Raw genomic sequence first — 16,290 nt, forward strand, 5'->3', positions numbered from 1 at the left:
CGGCAGGTCTAAATCAGCCGATACTGTGCGTCCAGAGCGGCGCGTCCGATGACCTCAGTGGGGCTGGGTTTCGCCTTCCCCGGCGCCGCCGGAACTGTCGCGCCGCCGCAGGTCTGCCAGGTCTGATGGGGTGTTGATATTGGCGGGGTCGCTAGGCAGCATGACCCCGCGCGCGCCGATCCGTTCGGCCAGCGCCCGCAGCGAATGCTTGCCGCTGCCCTGCAGGATCGCGGCGACATCTGCCGCCGCGCCGGCCGGCCACAAGCCGATCACCGGCTGCGAGGCGATCATTGCCGGGGCCGCGCCGAGCCGCGCGGGCAAGTCATCTGGCAGATCGGGGCAATCGACACCGATGGTCAGCACTTCGGCAAATCCTTCAGCCTCGGCATGGCGCAGCGCGGCGGCGATCCCGCCGAGCGGCCCCATGCCGGGGCGCGGCCAGTCCGGAATGCACGGCGCGGGGCCTTGTTCGCGGCCAACCACCACCACAGCATCGCACCACATGGCCAGACTATCGACCGCGCGTGCGATCAGGCTTTCCCCGTCCAGCATGGCCAGTGCCTTGTCGCTGCCGAACCGGCTGGACTGGCCGCCCGCCAGCACCGCCCCCAGGCGGCGGGCGCGAGTCACGCTTTCAGCCGCTCCGCATGCCAGGCGACATGGTCAGCCATGAAGCTGGAGATGAAGTAATAGGAATGGTCATAACCCGGCTGCATCCGGATTGTGGCCGGGATCCCGGCCTTTTTGCAGGCCATCACCAGCAGCCCGGTTTTGAGCTGTTCGTGCAGGAAATTGTCGGCATCGCCCTGATCGACCAGCAGATCGGGCAGGCGCGCGCCGTCCTCGATCAGCGCGCAGGCGTCATATTCGCGCCAGGCGGCCTTGTCCGGTCCAAGATAACCCCCCAGCGCCTTTTCGCCCCACGGGCAATTGAGCGGGCTGACGATCGGCGAAAAGGCGCTGACCGATTTGAACCGGTCGGGATTACGCAGGCCGATCGTCAGCGCGCCGTGGCCGCCCATCGAATGGCCGGTGATCCCCTGTCGGTTCATATCGGCCATCGGGAATTCAGCCGCGATCAGCGCGGGCAGTTCCTGTTCGATATAGTCACGCATGCGGAAGTTCGCAGCCCAGGGGGACTGCGTGGCATTGACGTAAAAGCCAGCGCCCTTGCCGAAATCATAGCCTTCGTCATCGGGTACATCATCGCCGCGCGGGCTGGTATCGGGGGCGATCAGGATCACCCCCGCCTTGGCACAGGCGGCGCGGAATTCGCCCTTCTCGGTGACATTGGCGTGGGTGCAGGTCAGCCCCGAAAGGTACCACAAGACCGGCAGTTTCGTGCCCGGCGCATGGTCGGGGACGAAGACCGAAAAGGTCATCGGGGTGCCGGTGGCGGCAGACTGGTGGGTATAGACCCCCTGCGCGCCGCCGTGGCTGCGATTGGTGCTGACCTGTTCCATCATCATTGCTCCCCCCTCCCGCTTGCGGGAGAGGCCCATCATTAAACTCCCCTCCCGCATGCGGGAGGGACCTATCTTCAGGCTCCCCTCCCGCATGCGGGAGGGGCTGGGGGTGGGTCAGTCAGGCATCTGGCAGAAAGCGCAGAGCTTGTGGCCGNTGCCTGACTGACCCACCCCCAGCCCCTCCCGCATGCGGGAGGGGCTGGGGGTGGGTCAGTCAGGCATCTGGCAGAAAGCGCAGAGCTTGTGGCCGTCGGGATCGCGCAAGTAAGCGCCATAGGCCTTGCCCGGCGCACCCGGACGGTGGCCCGGCGCGCCTTCATCAGTGCCGCCATTGGCCAGACCGGCCGCATGGAACGCATCAACCGCCGCCATGTCAGCCGCCGCGAACCCGACCGTAAAGCCGTTGGAGGCGGTGGCAGGCTGGCCATCGGCGGGCGGGCCGACAATCAGCGTGCTCGATTCCGACGGGAAGATCAGGCGCGGCTGATCGGCCGGCATAACGTTCTGGCGGCCGAGCGGAGCCAGCGCGGCCTGATAGAAATTGCGCGAACGATCCATGTCGTTCGAACCAAGGAACATGTGCGTGAACATCGGCTTTTCCTCTCCGTATAAAATCAGAACACCACGACCGAACGGATCGATTTGCCCGCGTGCATCAGGTCGAAGGCGGTGTTGATTTCCTCCAGCCCCATGACGTGAGTGATCATCGGATCGATCTCGATCTTGCCGGTCATGTACATATCGACGATCTTGGGCACGTCGGTGCGGCCCTTGGCCCCGCCGAACGCGGTTCCGCGCCAGTTGCGGCCGGTGACCAGCTGGAACGGGCGGGTGGCGATTTCCTTGCCCGCTTCGGCCACGCCGATGATGATGCTGGTGCCCCAGCCGCGGTGGCAGGCTTCCAGCGCGGTGCGCATCACTTCGGTATTGCCGGTCGCATCAAAGGTATAGTCCGCGCCGCCATCGGTCAGCGCGACGATCGCGGCGACTGTTTCCTCGCGGCTCATGCCCCTGGTGTTGAGGAAGTCGGTCATGCCGAACTTGCGGCCCCATTCCTCACGGTCTGGGTTGATGTCGACGCCCACGATCTTGCCGGCCCCGGCCAGCCGCGCGCCCTGGATCACGTTGAGCCCGATCCCGCCGAGCCCGAACACCACGACATTGTCGCCCACCTGCACCTTGGCGGTGTTGACCACTGCGCCGACCCCGGTGGTCACCCCGCAGCCGATGTAGCAGGCCGACTGGAACGGCGCGTCCTCACGGATTTTCGCCACGGCAATCTCGGGCAGCACGGTGAAGTTCGAAAAGGTGCTGCAGCCCATGTAGTGGAAGATGGTCTGGCCCTTGTAGCTGAACCGCGACGTGCCGTCGGGCATCAGCCCCTGACCCTGCGTGGCGCGAATCGCGGTGCAGAGGTTGGTCTTGCCCGAAAGGCAGCTTTTGCACTGGCGGCATTCGGGCGTGTAGAGCGGGATCACGTGATCGCCCGGCTTGACGCTGGTGACCCCCGGGCCGACCTCGCGCACGATCCCGGCGCCTTCGTGGCCAAGGACCGAGGGGAAGATCCCTTCGCTGTCGAACCCGTCAAGCGTATAGGCATCGGTGTGGCACACGCCCGTCGCCATGATCTCGACCAGCACTTCACCGGCCTTGGGGCCTTCCAGATCAAGCTCGACGATTTCGAGCGGCTGCTTGGGGGCAAAGGCAACTGCGGCGCGGGTCTTCATGGCTGGGGGTACTCCTCTCCACGGCGGGCGTGATATTTTGTAAGCAATGCTTACTGAATTGCGCAGGGCGGCGTCAATGCCGCTGATCGCGCGTAATGCGCATGGCTGCAGTGCTTGGCAAGCGCGGATCGGCGGTATAGCCACGGCTGATGAAGAGCTTGCGCGATCCCGATTGCCTGCTGACCGAAGGACTGGCCGCGATCCGCCAGCAGTTCAAGGTTCCGGCCACTTTTCCGCCGCCCGTACTGGAAGCCGCCGAGGCCGCCGCGCGGCGCAGCCCGAGCGAGCATGCCGATCGCACGGCCATGCCCTTCGTCACGCTTGACCCCGCAACCTCGACCGATCTGGATCAGGCCTTCACGATCGAGGCGGCAGGCAGCGACCTGTTGCTGCACTATGCGATTGCTGACGTGCCGTGGTTTGTGGCCGATGGCGACGCGCTTGATACCGAGGCGTGGCTGCGCGGCGAAACGATGTACCTGCCCGATGGCAAAGCCGGGCTGTACCCCCCGGTGCTGGCCGAACATGCTGCCAGCCTGCTGCCCGATGGCCCGCGCCCGTGCTTCCTGTTCACCACCCGCGTGGCCCCTGACGGCGCGGTCAGACTAGAAGGCGTGGAACGCGCATTGATCCGCAGCCGGGCCAAGCTCGCCTATGACAGCGTCCGGGCCGAGGATGTCGCGCCGCAGTTCGATGAACTCGCCCGCCGGATCGCCGCTGCGGAAAACGCGCGCGGCGCGGCGCGGATCGATCCGCCCGAGCAAGAGGTGGAGCGCGATGCTGCGGGCCACTTCACCCTGCGCTTGCGCCCGCTGGTGCAGAGCGAAGTGCAGAACGCCGCCCTTTCTTTGGCCACCAATCTGGCGGTGGCCGACGCGCTCTATGCCGCAGGGACCGGACTGTTCCGCGTCATGGCCGGGCCCGATGCGCGGGCCGTGGCGCGGCTGCGCTATACGGCCGCCGCTTTCGGGCTCAGCTGGCCCGGCGCCATGCCGATCGAACAGTTCGAACGCAGCCTCGATCCCGCCCAACCCGCCGCGCAGGCGTTCATGCTGGCGATCCGCAAGGCTGGCGACGGGGCGAGCTATGTGCCCTATCAGCCGGGGGTCAAACCGTGGCACGCCGCGATGGCCGCAACCTATTGCCACATGACCGCGCCCTTGCGCCGACTGGCCGACCGCTATGTCCTGCGCGCCGCCCATGCGATCGCCAATGGCCAGCCGGTGCCGCTGGCGGTGAACGAAGCGTTCCAGCGCCTGCCCGCAGTCATGGCCAAGGCCGACGCCCGCGCCAGCCAGATCGACCGCGCGGTGATCGACCTGGCGGAAACCGCCACGCTGGCGGGGCGCGAGGGCGAGACTTTTGCCGCAGTCATCACGGACCTTGGTCAGAACGGCGCGCGGATCCAGCTGTGCGATGCGCCAGTGGTGGCGCGGGTCGATGCCCACTCCGTCCTGCCGGGCGGACAGGTGCGAGTCAGGCTCGACAGCAGCGACCCGATACGGCGCGAATTGCACTTTACCCGCGTCTCATGATTCAAGTTGCACCGCCGCGCCGCCTCCGCTAGGGGCGCCGTCTCTGCGCTATGCCGCAGGTGAGGCCCGATGGCGGAGTGGTTACGCACCGGACTGCAAATCCGTTTACGCCGGTTCGATTCCGGCTCGGGCCTCCACCTTTCCTTCAGCACCGCTCAAGCGCCCCGCAGCACGCATGGTGCTGAATTGCCGTGCATCTGGCCCGATAGGCAAAGCGCACTTTTGCCGCCATAAGGACCCCATTCAGACACAAGATGCGGGCTCCGGCCCGGCAGAGGAATTGCAATGCGTGCCACTCCAGACTTCGATTTCGGCCTGACCGAAAGCGCCCTGATGATCCGCGAAGCAGCGGGTCGGTTTGCCGATGAACAGATCATGCCCCTGGCGGCGGAGATCGACCGTAATGACCGTTTTCCCCGCGAGTTGTGGGAGCCGATGGGCGCGCTGGGGCTGCACGGAATCACCGTGGAGGAACAATGGGGCGGGCTGGGCCTGGGCTATCTTGATCACGTGATCGCGGTGGAGGAAGTCAGCCGGGCGAGCGGCGCAGTCGGCCTGTCCTATGGCGCGCACTCCAACCTGTGCGTCAACCAGATCCGCCGCTGGGGCAATGACGAACAGAAGGCGAAATACCTGCCCGGCCTGATCAGCGGCGCGCATGTCGGCAGCCTTGCCATGTCAGAGGCCGGGGCGGGATCCGACGTGGTTTCGATGAAACTGAAGGCTGAACAGGCCAGCGGCGGATGGAAGCTCAATGGCACCAAATTCTGGATCACCAATGGCACTTATGCCGATACCCTGGTGGTCTATGCCAAGACCGCGCCCGAAGCCGGATCGCGCGGGATCACCGCCTTTCTGATCGAAAAGGACATGCCAGGCTTCAGCATTGGCCAGAAAATCGACAAGATGGGCCTGCGCGGCAGCCCCACTTGCGAGCTGGTGTTCGACGATAGCTTCGTCCCGGATGAGAACGTGATGGGCCCCACGCATGGCGGGGTCGGCGTGCTGATGTCGGGCCTCGATTACGAACGCGTTGTGCTGGCCGGGATGCAGATCGGGATCATCCAGGCCTGCCTTGACGTGGTCATCCCCTATGTCCGGGAACGCAAGCAGTTCGGCAAGCCGATCGGCACGTTCCAGCTGATGCAGGCCAAGATCGCCGACATGTACGTCGCGCTGCAATCGGCACGGGCCTATGTCTATGCCGTGGCCAAGGCCTGCGATGCCGGCCAGACCACCCGCTTCGACGCTGCCGGCGCGATCCTGCTCGCATCCGAAAACGCCTTCCGCGTCGCGGGTGAGGCGGTGCAGGCGCTGGGCGGGGCAGGCTATACCAAGGACTGGCCGGTGGAGCGGTTCCTGCGCGATGCCAAGCTGCTGGACATCGGCGCTGGCACCAACGAAATTCGCCGGATGCTGATCGGGCGCGAATTGATCGGGGCAATGGGATGACGCTGCTTTATATGTCCGCAGCAGCCATGGCGCTGACCGCGATCGCCCATTCTGCTTTCGGCGAGAAGCGCCTGATCGTGCCGCTGCTCGCGCAGCCAAGCGAAGTGCTCAGCGGTTATCGCCCGAAACTGGTCCGATTTGCCTGGCATTATACCAGCGTGCTGATGCTGCTGACTGCCGCGCTGGTGGCATGGCCGGACACCCCGGTGGCGCTGATCCGACTGACCGGAGCGGCATGGTTGCTGGCGGGTGTGCTCGATGCCTTGTACACCCGGTTCAAGCATGTCGGCTGGCCCTTACTGTCAGTGTCCGGCTTGCTCGCCATTGCTGGAACCTGCCCATGAGCGCCCCCGTCCTTCCCACCACCCTTAACCCCGAAGACCCACAGACGCAGGCCCGCGCGGCGCACAACCGGGCGCTGGCGGCAGACTTGCACGCGCGCGTTGCCACGGCCGCGTTGGGCGGTGATCAGCGCAGCCGTGAGCGTCACATTAGCCGGGGCAAACTGCTCCCGCGTGAACGGGTCGAACGGCTGCTCGATCCGGGCGCGCCTTTGCTTGAGATTGGCCAGCTGGCCGCCAATGGCATGTACGGCGATGAAGTGCCGGGCGCGGGGATCATCACCGGGATCGGGCGCGTTTCGGGCCGGATGTGCATGATTTTCGCCAATGACGCGACGGTCAAGGGCGGGACCTATTACCCGCTAACCGTCAAGAAGCATCTGCGCGCGCAGGAAATTGCCGAGGCGAACCACCTGCCCTGCATCTATCTGGTCGACAGCGGCGGCGCGAATCTGCCCAACCAGGCCGAGGTGTTTCCGGACCGGGACCATTTTGGCCGGTTCTTCTTCAACCAGGCAAACATGAGCGCCAAGGGCATTGCCCAGATCGCGGCGGTGATGGGCAGTTGCACGGCCGGCGGCGCCTATGTTCCGGCGATGAGCGACGAAACCGTGATCGTGCGTGAACAAGGCACGATCTTTCTGGCCGGCCCGCCGCTGGTCAAAGCCGCGACGGGCGAGGAAATCAGCGCTGAGGATCTGGGCGGAGGAGATCTTCACGCGAAGAAAAGCGGCGTGGTCGATCATCTCGCAGAGAATGACGAGCATGCGCTGTCGATCGTGCGCGACATCGTCAGCCACCTTGGCCCGGCGCACCGCCACGGCCTGACCGTGCTGGAACCGCAAGCGCCGCTGTACCCCGCCGAAGACCTCTACAGCATTGTCCCGGAGGACGTGCGCGCGCCCTATGACGTCCACGAAGTGATCGCGCGAATTGTCGATGGCAGCCAGTTCCACGAATTCAAGGCGCATTACGGCACCACTCTGGTCTGCGGGTTCGCCCATATCTGGGGCATGCCGGTGGCAATTCTGGCCAACAACGGCGTGCTGTTCAGCGAAAGCGCGGTCAAGGGCGCGCACTTCATCGAGCTGGCCTGTCAGCGCAAGATCCCGCTGCTGTTCCTGCAGAACATCAGCGGCTTCATGGTCGGCGGCAAGTATGAGGCAGAGGGCATCGCCAAACACGGCGCCAAGCTGGTTACCGCCGTCGCCACCGCGACGGTGCCCAAGTTGACCGTGCTGATTGGCGGCAGTTTCGGCGCGGGCAATTACGGCATGTGCGGCAGAGCCTATAGCCCCCGGTTCCTGTTCACCTGGCCCAACAGCCGGATCAGCGTGATGGGCGGCGAACAGGCCGCTTCGGTTCTCGCCACGGTCCACCGCGATGCCGCGAACTGGACCGCCGAGGAAGCCGAAGCGTTCAAGGCCCCGATCCGCCAGAAGTACGAGGACGAGGGCAACCCCTGGTACGCTTCCGCCCGATTGTGGGATGACGGCGTGATCGACCCGGTGCAAACCCGCGACGTACTGGGCCTCGCGCTCGCCGCCGCGCTGGAGGCCCCGATCCCGGACAGGCCGCAGTTCGGCGTGTTCCGGATGTGATGGAGAGCAGCAACAATGGCCGGACGCACTTTTGAACAATGGACCGTGGGTGACAAGATCAGCCACGAAATCCGCCGGACGGTGACCGAGACAGACAATCTGCTGTTCTCCACCATGACTCATAACCCCCAGCCGCTGCACCTCGATGTCGAGGCAGCCAAAGCGAGCGAGTTCGGACAGATCCTGGTCAACGGGACTTTCACGTTCGCGCTGATGGTGGGGCTTTCGGTGGGGGATACCACGCTGGGGACGCTGGTGGCGAACCTGGGTTACGACAAGCTGGTCATGCCCAGCCCGGTGTTCATCGGCGATACCATGCGCGCCACCACCGAAGTGGTCGAACTGAAGCCATCGAAAAGCCGCCCCAATGCCGGGATCGTCACTTTCCAGCATGAACTGATCAACCAGCGCAACCAGGTGGTTTGCCGCTGCTTGCGATCCGCGCTGGTATTGCGCGCGGCAGGCTGAGAACCGGCGGCGTGCGAGCGCAAGGCCGGTTTGGACCTACAAAGGATTCCTTGTCGGCGCATCCGCTTAACAGTGGTGCAATGTCGGAACCATGCGGCTATCCGCAGCGGGTAGTCCTTGCAGGAATCGGTTTCGTATGAATGCCACGCTGACCCACCTCGAACGGCTGGAGGCCGAGGCGATCCACATCATGCGTGAAGTGGTGGCCGAGGCGGAGCGCCCGGTGATGCTCTATTCGGTGGGCAAGGATTCGGCGGTGATGCTGCATCTGGCGCGCAAGGCGTTCTACCCCAGCCCGCCGCCGTTCCCGCTGCTGCATGTGGACACCACCTGGAAATTCCGCGCGATGTACGAATTGCGTGACCGGATGGCCAATGAAAGCGGGATGGAGCTGCTGATCTATCACAATCCCGAAGCGCAGGAGCGCGGGATCAACCCGTTCGATCACGGCGCGCTGCACACTGATATGTGGAAGACCGAGGGATTGAAACAGGCGCTCGACAAGTGGCAGTTCGATGCCGCTTTCGGCGGGGCCCGGCGTGACGAGGAAAAAAGCCGGGCGAAAGAACGGATCTTCTCGTTCCGCACCGCCAGCCACGGCTGGGACCCCAAGAACCAGCGGCCTGAGCTGTGGAACCTTTACAACGCCCGCAAGCACAAGGGCGAAAGCATCCGCGTCTTCCCGATCAGCAACTGGACCGAGCTGGACGTGTGGCAATACATCCACCTCAACAATGTGCCGATCGTGCCGCTGTATTTCGCCGATAAACGCCCGACGGTGGAACGCGACGGGATGCTGCTGATGGTCGATGATGACCGGTTCCCGCTGAAGCCCGGCGAAGTGCCGGTCGAACGCTCGATCCGGTTCCGCACGCTGGGCTGCTATCCGCTGACCGGGGCGGTCGAGAGCACCGCGGCGACGCTGCCGCAGATCATCCAGGAAACCTTGCTGACCACCACCAGCGAACGTCAAGGCCGCGCGATTGACAAGGATGCCGGCGGGGCCGGGATGGAAGTCAAGAAGCAGCAGGGGTACTTCTGATGAGCGACCCCATCTACGTCACCGATCAGCTGATTGCGGATGACATCGACGCCTATCTGGACCTGCACCAGCACAAGACCATGCTGCGCTTCATCACCTGCGGCAGCGTGGACGATGGCAAAAGCACGCTGATCGGGCGGCTGCTGTATGACAGCAAGATGATCTTCGAGGATCAGCTTGCCGCGCTTGAAACCGATTCGAAGAAAGTCGGCACCCAGGGCCAGGAAATCGACTTTGCGCTGCTGGTCGATGGTCTGGCGGCGGAGCGCGAACAGGGAATCACGATCGACGTCGCCTATCGGTTCTTCAACACCGAAAAGCGCAAATTTATCGTCGCCGATTGTCCGGGGCACGAACAGTACACCCGCAACATGGTGACCGGTGCCAGCACCGCCGATCTCGCGGTGATCCTGATTGATGCACGCAAGGGCGTGCTGGTGCAGACCCGGCGGCATTCGTACCTGTGCCACCTGATCGGGATCCGCAATCTGGTGCTGGCGGTGAACAAGATGGATCTGATCGATTACGATCAGGCGAAGTATGATGCGATTGTGGCGGACTATGCCGCGTTCGCGCAGTCGATCGGGATCGAGAGCTTCACCGCGATGCCGATCTCCGGCTTCAAGGGCGATAACATCACCACAAGATCGGCCAATACCCCGTGGTATTCCGGCCCGACGCTGGTCGAGCACCTTGAGACAGTCGACGTGCTGTCCGCGCTTGATGTGGACAAGCCGCTGCGGCTGCCGGTGCAATGGGTCAACCGCCCGAACCTCGATTTCCGGGGCTTCGCGGGCCTGATCGCCAGCGGCAGTGTCAAGCCGGGGGACGATGTGCGGGTGCTGCCTTCGGGCAAGACCAGCACGGTCACCCGCGTCGTCACCATGGCGGGTGATCTGGACGAGGCGCTCGCCGGCCAATCGGTCACGCTGTGCTTTGCCGACGAGATTGACTGTTCGCGCGGCGATGTAATTGCAGCGGCAGACAATCCCCCGCAGGCCGCCGACCAGTTTGAAGCGACACTGGTCTGGCTGAACGATGCGGCAATGCATGTCGGGCGGGCCTATTGGCTCAAACTGGGGACGCAGACCGTTTCGGTCTCGGTCCAGCAGCCCAAATACGCCGTGAACGTCAATTCGATGGAACACATCGCGGTCAAGACGCTCGAACTCAACGCGATCGGGGTGGCCGAAATCACCACCGACAAGGCCGTAGTGTTTGAACCCTATGCCGAAAACCGCACGCTGGGCGGGTTCGTGCTGATCGACAAGCTGACCAATGCCACGGTCGCGGCGGGGATGATCAATTTCAGCCTGCGCCGCGCCCAGAACGTCCACTGGCAAGCGACCGACCTGACCCGCGAAGATCATGCGGCGCTCAAGAATCAGGCCCCCAAGGTGCTGTGGTTCACCGGCCTGTCGGGCGCGGGCAAGAGCACGATCGCCAACGAGGTGGAAAAGCGGCTCAACATGATGAACCGCCACACGTTCCTGCTTGATGGCGATAATGTCCGCCACGGGCTCAACAAGGATCTGGGCTTTACCGAAGCGGACCGGATCGAGAATATCCGCCGCGTCGGTGAAGTGGCCAAGCTGATGGCGGACGCCGGGCTGATCGTGCTGACCGCTTTCATCAGCCCGTTCCGCGCCGAACGCGACATGGTCCGCGCGATGCTGCCCGAGGGCGAATTCGTGGAAATCCACGTCGATACCCCGCTGGCCGTGGCCGAAGCGCGCGACGTCAAAGGGCTCTACAAGAAAGCGCGCGCCGGGCAGCTCAAGAACTTCACCGGGATCGACAGCCCCTATGAGCCGCCCGAAGCGCCCGAAATCCGCGTCAACACTGCCGAGATGACCGCCGCTCAGGCCGCCGACTTCATCATCCAGCAGCTCTTGCCGCTGAAGTGACGGAAGGCTAGCCCCGCGCCATGACTGACGCCGAACTTGCCGCACATCTGGCCGAAGTGGCCGGGCGACTGCTGATCGAAGTGCGCGAAAGCGGCGTGCTCAGCCTCAAGGCGCTGGGCAAGGCCGGGGACGCCACGGCCAACCAGTTCCTGTGCCACGCGCTGCGCGAACAGCGCCCCGACGATGGCCTGCTGTCCGAAGAGGAAAAGGACAATCTCGATCGGCTGAACAGTTCGCGGGTGTGGATCGTCGATCCGGTCGACGGGACCCGCGAGTATGGCGAGGCGCGGGCCGATTGGGCGGTCCATGTCGCGCTGGCGGTGGACGGCGTGCCGACCATCGGTGCGGTTGCGCTGCCGGGGCTGGGCACGGTGCTGCGCAGCGACCGCCCCGCGCCCGTGCCGCCTGCTCCGCAGCAACTGCGCATGGTCGTCAGCCGCACCCGCCCTGCCGCGGAAGCGGTGAACGTCGCCGGGCGACTGGGGGCAGAACTGATCCCGATGGGCAGCGCAGGAGCCAAGGCCATGGCCGTGGTCCGGGGTGAGGCTGACATCTATCTGCACACGGGCGGCCAGTATGAATGGGACAGCTGCGCACCCGTCGCCGTGGCCATGGCCCATGGCCTGCACTGCTCACGTGTCGATGGCAGCCCGCTCGTCTACAACCAGGCCGATACCTACATGCCGGACCTGCTGATCTGCCGGACCGAGCACGCCAACCGGGTGCTCGATCTGGTCAGGGAAATGAACGGGGCGGAATAGCCGCTCAGAACCCCAGGAACTGGACCTGTTCATCCAGCGGCACGCGTTCGCGGGCAAAGCCGTTGACCGGGTCTTCCTCGTCCCGCCAGCCGATCGCAATGCCGCAGAACAGCAGCTGGCCCTCGTCCAGCCCCAGGTGCGCCTTGATGGTGCGGCCGTACATGCCCATGTATTCCTGCGGGCAGCTGTCCAGCCCTTCGCCGCGCAGCAGCAGCATGATGGTCTGCAGCCACATGCCCACGTCCGACCACTGCGCCTCTTTCATGCAGGCCTTGGGGAAATGGCACAGCAGCAACACCGGAGCGCCAAACGAGATCATGTTGTTGCGCGCGAAATTCATCCGGTCTTGGGACTGGTCGCGCCCAATCGCCAGCGCGCCGTACATCGCGGCACCGACTGCCTGTAGCCGCGACTTGTATTTTTCCACTTCGCCCGGGGCAGAGAAATCGTATTCGAGCGGGCTGTCCGCTTCAGAAGCGAGCAAGACGTCCTGCAGCGCTTTCAGCGGCGCACCGGTCAGCACCACAGCTTCCCATGGCTGGAAATTGCAGCCCGAGGGGGCCATCCGCGCCTGATCCAGCACCCGGCGGATTGTGTCCAGCGGCACAGCCTTGTCCTGAAAAGCGCGGATTGAGCGGCGGGTGGCAACGGCTTCAGCAACGTTCATCTGGCATTCCCCCAAAACAGGCAGGCCGCTGTCCGGCCCGAATCACCCTGCGGCCATATCCGGCAGGCCCTGTGCGTCAAGCGCTTCGCCGCGCACCGGCCGGACCGGCGGAACCGGTCCGGCCATGCAGAAGCAAGAACGCGGTTGATTTAATAAGCATGGCTATTATATCTCTGCATGTGATGACTATAGCTGCCTATCTGCTCAGTGACACGGCGCGCCTGCTGCGGCGCGCGTTTGATGCCCGTGTGCGCAAGCTTGGAATGACCAGCACCCAGGCCAGGTTGCTGCTGATCCTTGAGCACACCGAGGGCGAAAATCAGGGCTTTTACGCCGAGCGATTGGAGGTTGAGCCGATATCGCTATGCCGCCTGATCGACCGGATGGAAGAGAGCGGCCTGCTTGAGCGTCGCCGCGATCCGGCGGACCGTCGCGCCTGGCGAGTCCATCTGACCGAGCGAAGCCGCCAGGTGATCGATCAGGTTCGCCAGTCGCTGACCGGACTGGAAGATGAAATGCTGCTCGGGCTCGATCAGGTCCGGCGGGACGGTCTGGTGGAAACGCTCGACATGATCCGCGCCAACTTCACCGGTCAGCGCAGTGAAGGGGTAGCTGTCCATGGCTGAATCCGATCCGCGCATCGATCTTGATGCCGCCTCCCGGGTTGATCAGCCCGCCCCGCGCCGTAATTGGGGCCGACTGATGCTGATGGCTTCGCTGCCGCTGGCATTGCTGATTGGCGGGCTGATCTATTGGCAAAGCCTGCAAGGCCAGGTTGCAACCGACAACGCCTATGTCCATGTCGACAAGGTTACGATCAGTGCCGAAGTCAGCGGCAAGATCATCGAGGTAGCGGTCAAGGACAACGGCCATGTCAAGGCCGGCGATCTGCTGTTCCGGATCGATCCGGAACCTTACCAGCTGCAATTGAGCCAGGCCGATGCGACCATCGCCACGGCTCAGGCCAGCCAGGTTGCGCTGGCCAATGCCGCGCCGCTTTCCGGGGCAGATATTTCGGCCGCGCAGGAACAGATCGCTTTTGCCCGGTCCAACTTGTCCCGACAGGAAGCCCTGTGGAAGCGGGGCTTTGCCACCAAGGCAGCTTATGATGCCGCGCAGCACCAGGTCGCCATGGGCGAGGAAGCGTTGCGGCTGGCCCAGGCCAAGCAAGCCGAAGCTGCGGCCAAGCTGGCCAGCGGATCGCAGTTGCCCGGGGTCTATCCGCAAATCGCCGCCGCCCGCGCTCAGCGCAGTGCGGTGGAACTGCAACTGCGCCGTACCGAAGTGCGCGCACCGGTCAGTGGCCAGATCACCCAGGCCAGCCGCTTGCAGGTTGGCCAGGACATGATCAGCGGTCTGCCCGTGTTGACCCTGGTCGAAGACGGATCGAGCTACATCGAGGCCAATTTCAAGGAGACCGAACTGGCTGACATGCGCGTTGGCCAGCCCGCAGAGGTCAAATTCGATGCCTATCCAGGGCTCAAGCTAAAAGGCCACGTATCGTCAATCGGCGCCGGCACGGGCAGCGATGCGTCGGTCTTGCCCGCGCAAAATGCCACCGGCAACTGGGTGAAAGTAACCCAGCGCGTGCCGGTGCGAATCGCGCTGGACGAGGCCAGCCCCCGCACGCTGATTGCGGGGCTTTCGGTGAAGGTAAAAGTCTTCACCGACGGCCGTAAACGCTAGGGCCATGGCCAGCCGCGCCCCCGTGGCCGATCCGCAGCTTAACCCTGCTGCAGACGTAGCAACCCTGCCATGCCAAAATCCCACTCTGCTTGCGGTGGGGACAATGCTGGCGTCGTTGCTGCAGATTCTCGACACGACGATCGCGAATGTCGCGATTCCGCACATGCAGGCAGCACTGGGGGCCACTCCGGACGAGATCAGCTGGGTCCTGACCAGCTATATCGTCGCCGTCGCGCTGGCTATGCCGCTGACCGGCTGGCTGTCGGACCGGATCGGATCACGCCGCCTGTTCATGGCTTCGGTCGCAGGCTTTGTGCTGTCCTCGATGTTGTGCGGGATGGCCCAGAACGTCACCCAGATGGTGATTTTCCGGGCATTGCAAGGGGCAACCGGAGCATTCATTTCGCCGCTCAGCCAATCGGTGATGATCGATACCAACAAGCCATCGCGGCAATCGCAGATGATGGCACTGTGGGGCATGGGGATCATGGTCGGGCCGATCCTGGGGCCGATTTTGGGTGGGTGGCTGACCGAAAACTGGAACTGGCGATCGGTGTTTTACGTCAATGTTCCGCTGGGGGTGATTGCCCTGGCGATCATGGCTGCCGAATTGCCATCCCGCCCGCTGCTGCGGCGGCGATTTGACCTGACCGGTTTTTTTCTGGTCGCGCTGACCCTGACCAGCGTTCAGTTGCTGCTGGACCGGGGCAATCATATCGACTGGTTCGAATCGATGGAGAGCTGGCTCTATGTGCTGATCGCCGCATCGGCAGCATGGATTGGCGCGATCCATCTGGCGACTGCCCGCGAACCCTTGTTCAACCGGCTCCTGTTTGCGGACGCGAACTATCTCTTCGCGCTGTTCTTCACTCTGATTGTCGGCGTGGTGATGTTCGCCAACATGGCGCTGCTGCCCCCGATGCTGCAACGCCTGTTCGGTTATGGCGTGATCGATACGGGCGAAGCCATGATGCCGCGCGGGGTCGGCACTCTGGTGGCAATGCAGGTATCCGGCATGATTATCCGCAAGGGTGTCGATCCGCGCCTGCTGATCGCCGCCGGCTTTGGCCTTGCCGGCTATTCGCTCTACCAGATGTCAGGCTGGTCGCTTGACACGTCTTACCAGGACATTGCCATTTCCGGCTTTGTGCAGGGCGTGGGGGTGGGCCTGGTATTCATCCCGCTTAACGCCAGCGCTTTTGCCACATTGTCACCCGCTTTGCGCACCGATGGGGCCAGCCTGCTGAATCTGTCGCGCTCGATCGGTTCATCGGTGGGGATTTCCGTGGTTATCAGCCTGATGGCGCGCAACCTGCAAGTCAGCCACGCTGACCTTGCCAGCCATGTGACCTCCTCCTTCTCGACCATGATCGACGTTTCGGCGCTCGACCGGTTCCAGACACTGGGCGAGGCTGCCTTGCGGCTGATCGACGCAGAAGTGAACCGGCAAGCGGCGATGATTGCCTACCTTGATGATTTCTATGCGATGATGTGGCTCAGTCTGCTGACCATTCCCCTGATCGCTTTCATGCGCCGGGCAGATCTCAGCGTGGATGCGCGGCTCGCCAACGCCCGCGGCAAGGCGGATGGCGAACCCCCGGTAGACCTGCCGCACTGACTGTGCTCTAGGCGCAAAC

16 protein-coding genes and 1 tRNA gene are annotated in these 16,290 nt (G+C 64.0%); 12 read left to right on the forward strand and 5 right to left on the reverse strand.

Annotated elements, in window-relative coordinates:
* Positions 1-54: 54 nt before the first annotated feature.
* From mobA to MNBBLIKP_RS15830, 4 genes are all read right to left on the reverse strand, one after another.
* On the reverse strand, positions 55-630 hold the full coding sequence (gene mobA / locus MNBBLIKP_RS15815; protein WP_088311234.1) for a molybdenum cofactor guanylyltransferase: 576 nt from the start codon (positions 628-630) through the stop codon (positions 55-57).
* Positions 627-1,469 (reverse strand): S-formylglutathione hydrolase, encoded by an 843-nt coding sequence (fghA, locus tag MNBBLIKP_RS15820; RefSeq protein WP_088311235.1) that lies wholly within the window; start codon positions 1,467-1,469, stop codon positions 627-629. Before fghA ends, mobA begins: the two co-directional genes overlap by 4 nt.
* Positions 1,470-1,676: 207 nt before the next feature.
* Positions 1,677-2,057 carry a VOC family protein gene (locus MNBBLIKP_RS15825; RefSeq protein WP_088311236.1) on the reverse strand — a complete coding sequence of 127 codons (381 nt, stop codon included), beginning with the start codon at positions 2,055-2,057 and terminating at the stop codon, positions 1,677-1,679.
* Between the two features lie 23 nt (positions 2,058-2,080).
* Positions 2,081-3,193: an S-(hydroxymethyl)glutathione dehydrogenase/class III alcohol dehydrogenase gene (locus MNBBLIKP_RS15830; protein WP_088311237.1), complete on the reverse strand. Its 1,113-nt coding sequence runs from the start codon at positions 3,191-3,193 to the stop codon at positions 2,081-2,083.
* Between the two features lie 149 nt (positions 3,194-3,342).
* Here MNBBLIKP_RS15830 and MNBBLIKP_RS15835 point away from each other — a divergent pair, with 149 nt between their 5' ends.
* The 9 genes from MNBBLIKP_RS15835 to MNBBLIKP_RS15875 all read left to right on the forward strand — a co-directional run bounded on the left by MNBBLIKP_RS15835 (position 3,343) and on the right by MNBBLIKP_RS15875 (position 12,300).
* The gene (locus MNBBLIKP_RS15835; protein WP_088311238.1) at positions 3,343-4,728 is read left to right on the forward strand and encodes an RNB domain-containing ribonuclease; all 1,386 of its coding nucleotides are present in this window, start codon (positions 3,343-3,345) and stop codon (positions 4,726-4,728) included.
* A gap of 63 nt (positions 4,729-4,791) precedes the next feature.
* A tRNA-Cys gene (locus MNBBLIKP_RS15840) sits at positions 4,792-4,865 on the forward strand.
* A gap of 148 nt (positions 4,866-5,013) precedes the next feature.
* A complete protein-coding gene (locus tag MNBBLIKP_RS15845) occupies positions 5,014-6,180 on the forward strand; it encodes an isovaleryl-CoA dehydrogenase (protein WP_088311239.1) in 1,167 nt (388 codons plus the stop codon).
* Positions 6,177-6,524, forward strand: coding sequence for a hypothetical protein (locus MNBBLIKP_RS15850; RefSeq protein ID WP_088311240.1), 348 nt, complete (start codon positions 6,177-6,179; stop codon positions 6,522-6,524). The genes MNBBLIKP_RS15845 and MNBBLIKP_RS15850 overlap by 4 nt, the downstream gene beginning before the upstream one ends.
* Positions 6,521-8,122: a carboxyl transferase domain-containing protein gene (locus tag MNBBLIKP_RS15855; protein ID WP_088311241.1), complete on the forward strand. Its 1,602-nt coding sequence runs from the start codon at positions 6,521-6,523 to the stop codon at positions 8,120-8,122. Before MNBBLIKP_RS15850 ends, MNBBLIKP_RS15855 begins: the two co-directional genes overlap by 4 nt.
* A gap of 15 nt (positions 8,123-8,137) precedes the next feature.
* The gene (locus tag MNBBLIKP_RS15860; protein WP_088311242.1) at positions 8,138-8,590 is read left to right on the forward strand and encodes a MaoC family dehydratase; all 453 of its coding nucleotides are present in this window, start codon (positions 8,138-8,140) and stop codon (positions 8,588-8,590) included.
* A gap of 136 nt (positions 8,591-8,726) precedes the next feature.
* Positions 8,727-9,632 carry a sulfate adenylyltransferase subunit CysD gene (gene cysD / locus MNBBLIKP_RS15865; protein WP_088311243.1) on the forward strand — a complete coding sequence of 302 codons (906 nt, stop codon included), beginning with the start codon at positions 8,727-8,729 and terminating at the stop codon, positions 9,630-9,632.
* Positions 9,632-11,539, forward strand: coding sequence for a sulfate adenylyltransferase subunit CysN (gene cysN, locus MNBBLIKP_RS15870; protein ID WP_088311244.1), 1,908 nt, complete (start codon positions 9,632-9,634; stop codon positions 11,537-11,539). The genes cysD and cysN overlap by 1 nt, the downstream gene beginning before the upstream one ends.
* Positions 11,540-11,559: 20 nt before the next feature.
* The gene (locus MNBBLIKP_RS15875) at positions 11,560-12,300 is read left to right on the forward strand and encodes a 3'(2'),5'-bisphosphate nucleotidase CysQ (protein WP_088311245.1); all 741 of its coding nucleotides are present in this window, start codon (positions 11,560-11,562) and stop codon (positions 12,298-12,300) included.
* Positions 12,301-12,304: 4 nt separating this feature from the next.
* Here MNBBLIKP_RS15875 and MNBBLIKP_RS15880 read toward each other — a convergent pair whose 3' ends face one another.
* A complete protein-coding gene (locus MNBBLIKP_RS15880; RefSeq protein WP_088311246.1) occupies positions 12,305-12,967 on the reverse strand; it encodes a nitroreductase in 663 nt (220 codons plus the stop codon).
* A gap of 182 nt (positions 12,968-13,149) precedes the next feature.
* Between MNBBLIKP_RS15880 and MNBBLIKP_RS15885 the strand changes: the two genes are divergently transcribed.
* From MNBBLIKP_RS15885 to MNBBLIKP_RS15895, 3 genes are read left to right on the forward strand one after another with little or no spacing between them, the layout of a single operon-like run.
* The gene (locus MNBBLIKP_RS15885) at positions 13,150-13,593 is read left to right on the forward strand and encodes a MarR family winged helix-turn-helix transcriptional regulator (RefSeq protein ID WP_088311247.1); all 444 of its coding nucleotides are present in this window, start codon (positions 13,150-13,152) and stop codon (positions 13,591-13,593) included.
* Positions 13,586-14,653: an HlyD family secretion protein gene (locus MNBBLIKP_RS15890; RefSeq protein WP_088311248.1), complete on the forward strand. Its 1,068-nt coding sequence runs from the start codon at positions 13,586-13,588 to the stop codon at positions 14,651-14,653. The genes MNBBLIKP_RS15885 and MNBBLIKP_RS15890 overlap by 8 nt, the downstream gene beginning before the upstream one ends.
* Before the next feature lie 4 nt (positions 14,654-14,657).
* The gene (locus MNBBLIKP_RS15895) at positions 14,658-16,271 is read left to right on the forward strand and encodes an MDR family MFS transporter (RefSeq protein WP_088311249.1); all 1,614 of its coding nucleotides are present in this window, start codon (positions 14,658-14,660) and stop codon (positions 16,269-16,271) included.
* Positions 16,272-16,290: the final 19 nt, after the last annotated feature.

It is taken from the genome of Novosphingobium sp. B 225 (assembly GCF_002198665.1).
Taxonomy (GTDB): Bacteria; Pseudomonadota; Alphaproteobacteria; order Sphingomonadales; family Sphingomonadaceae; genus Novosphingobium.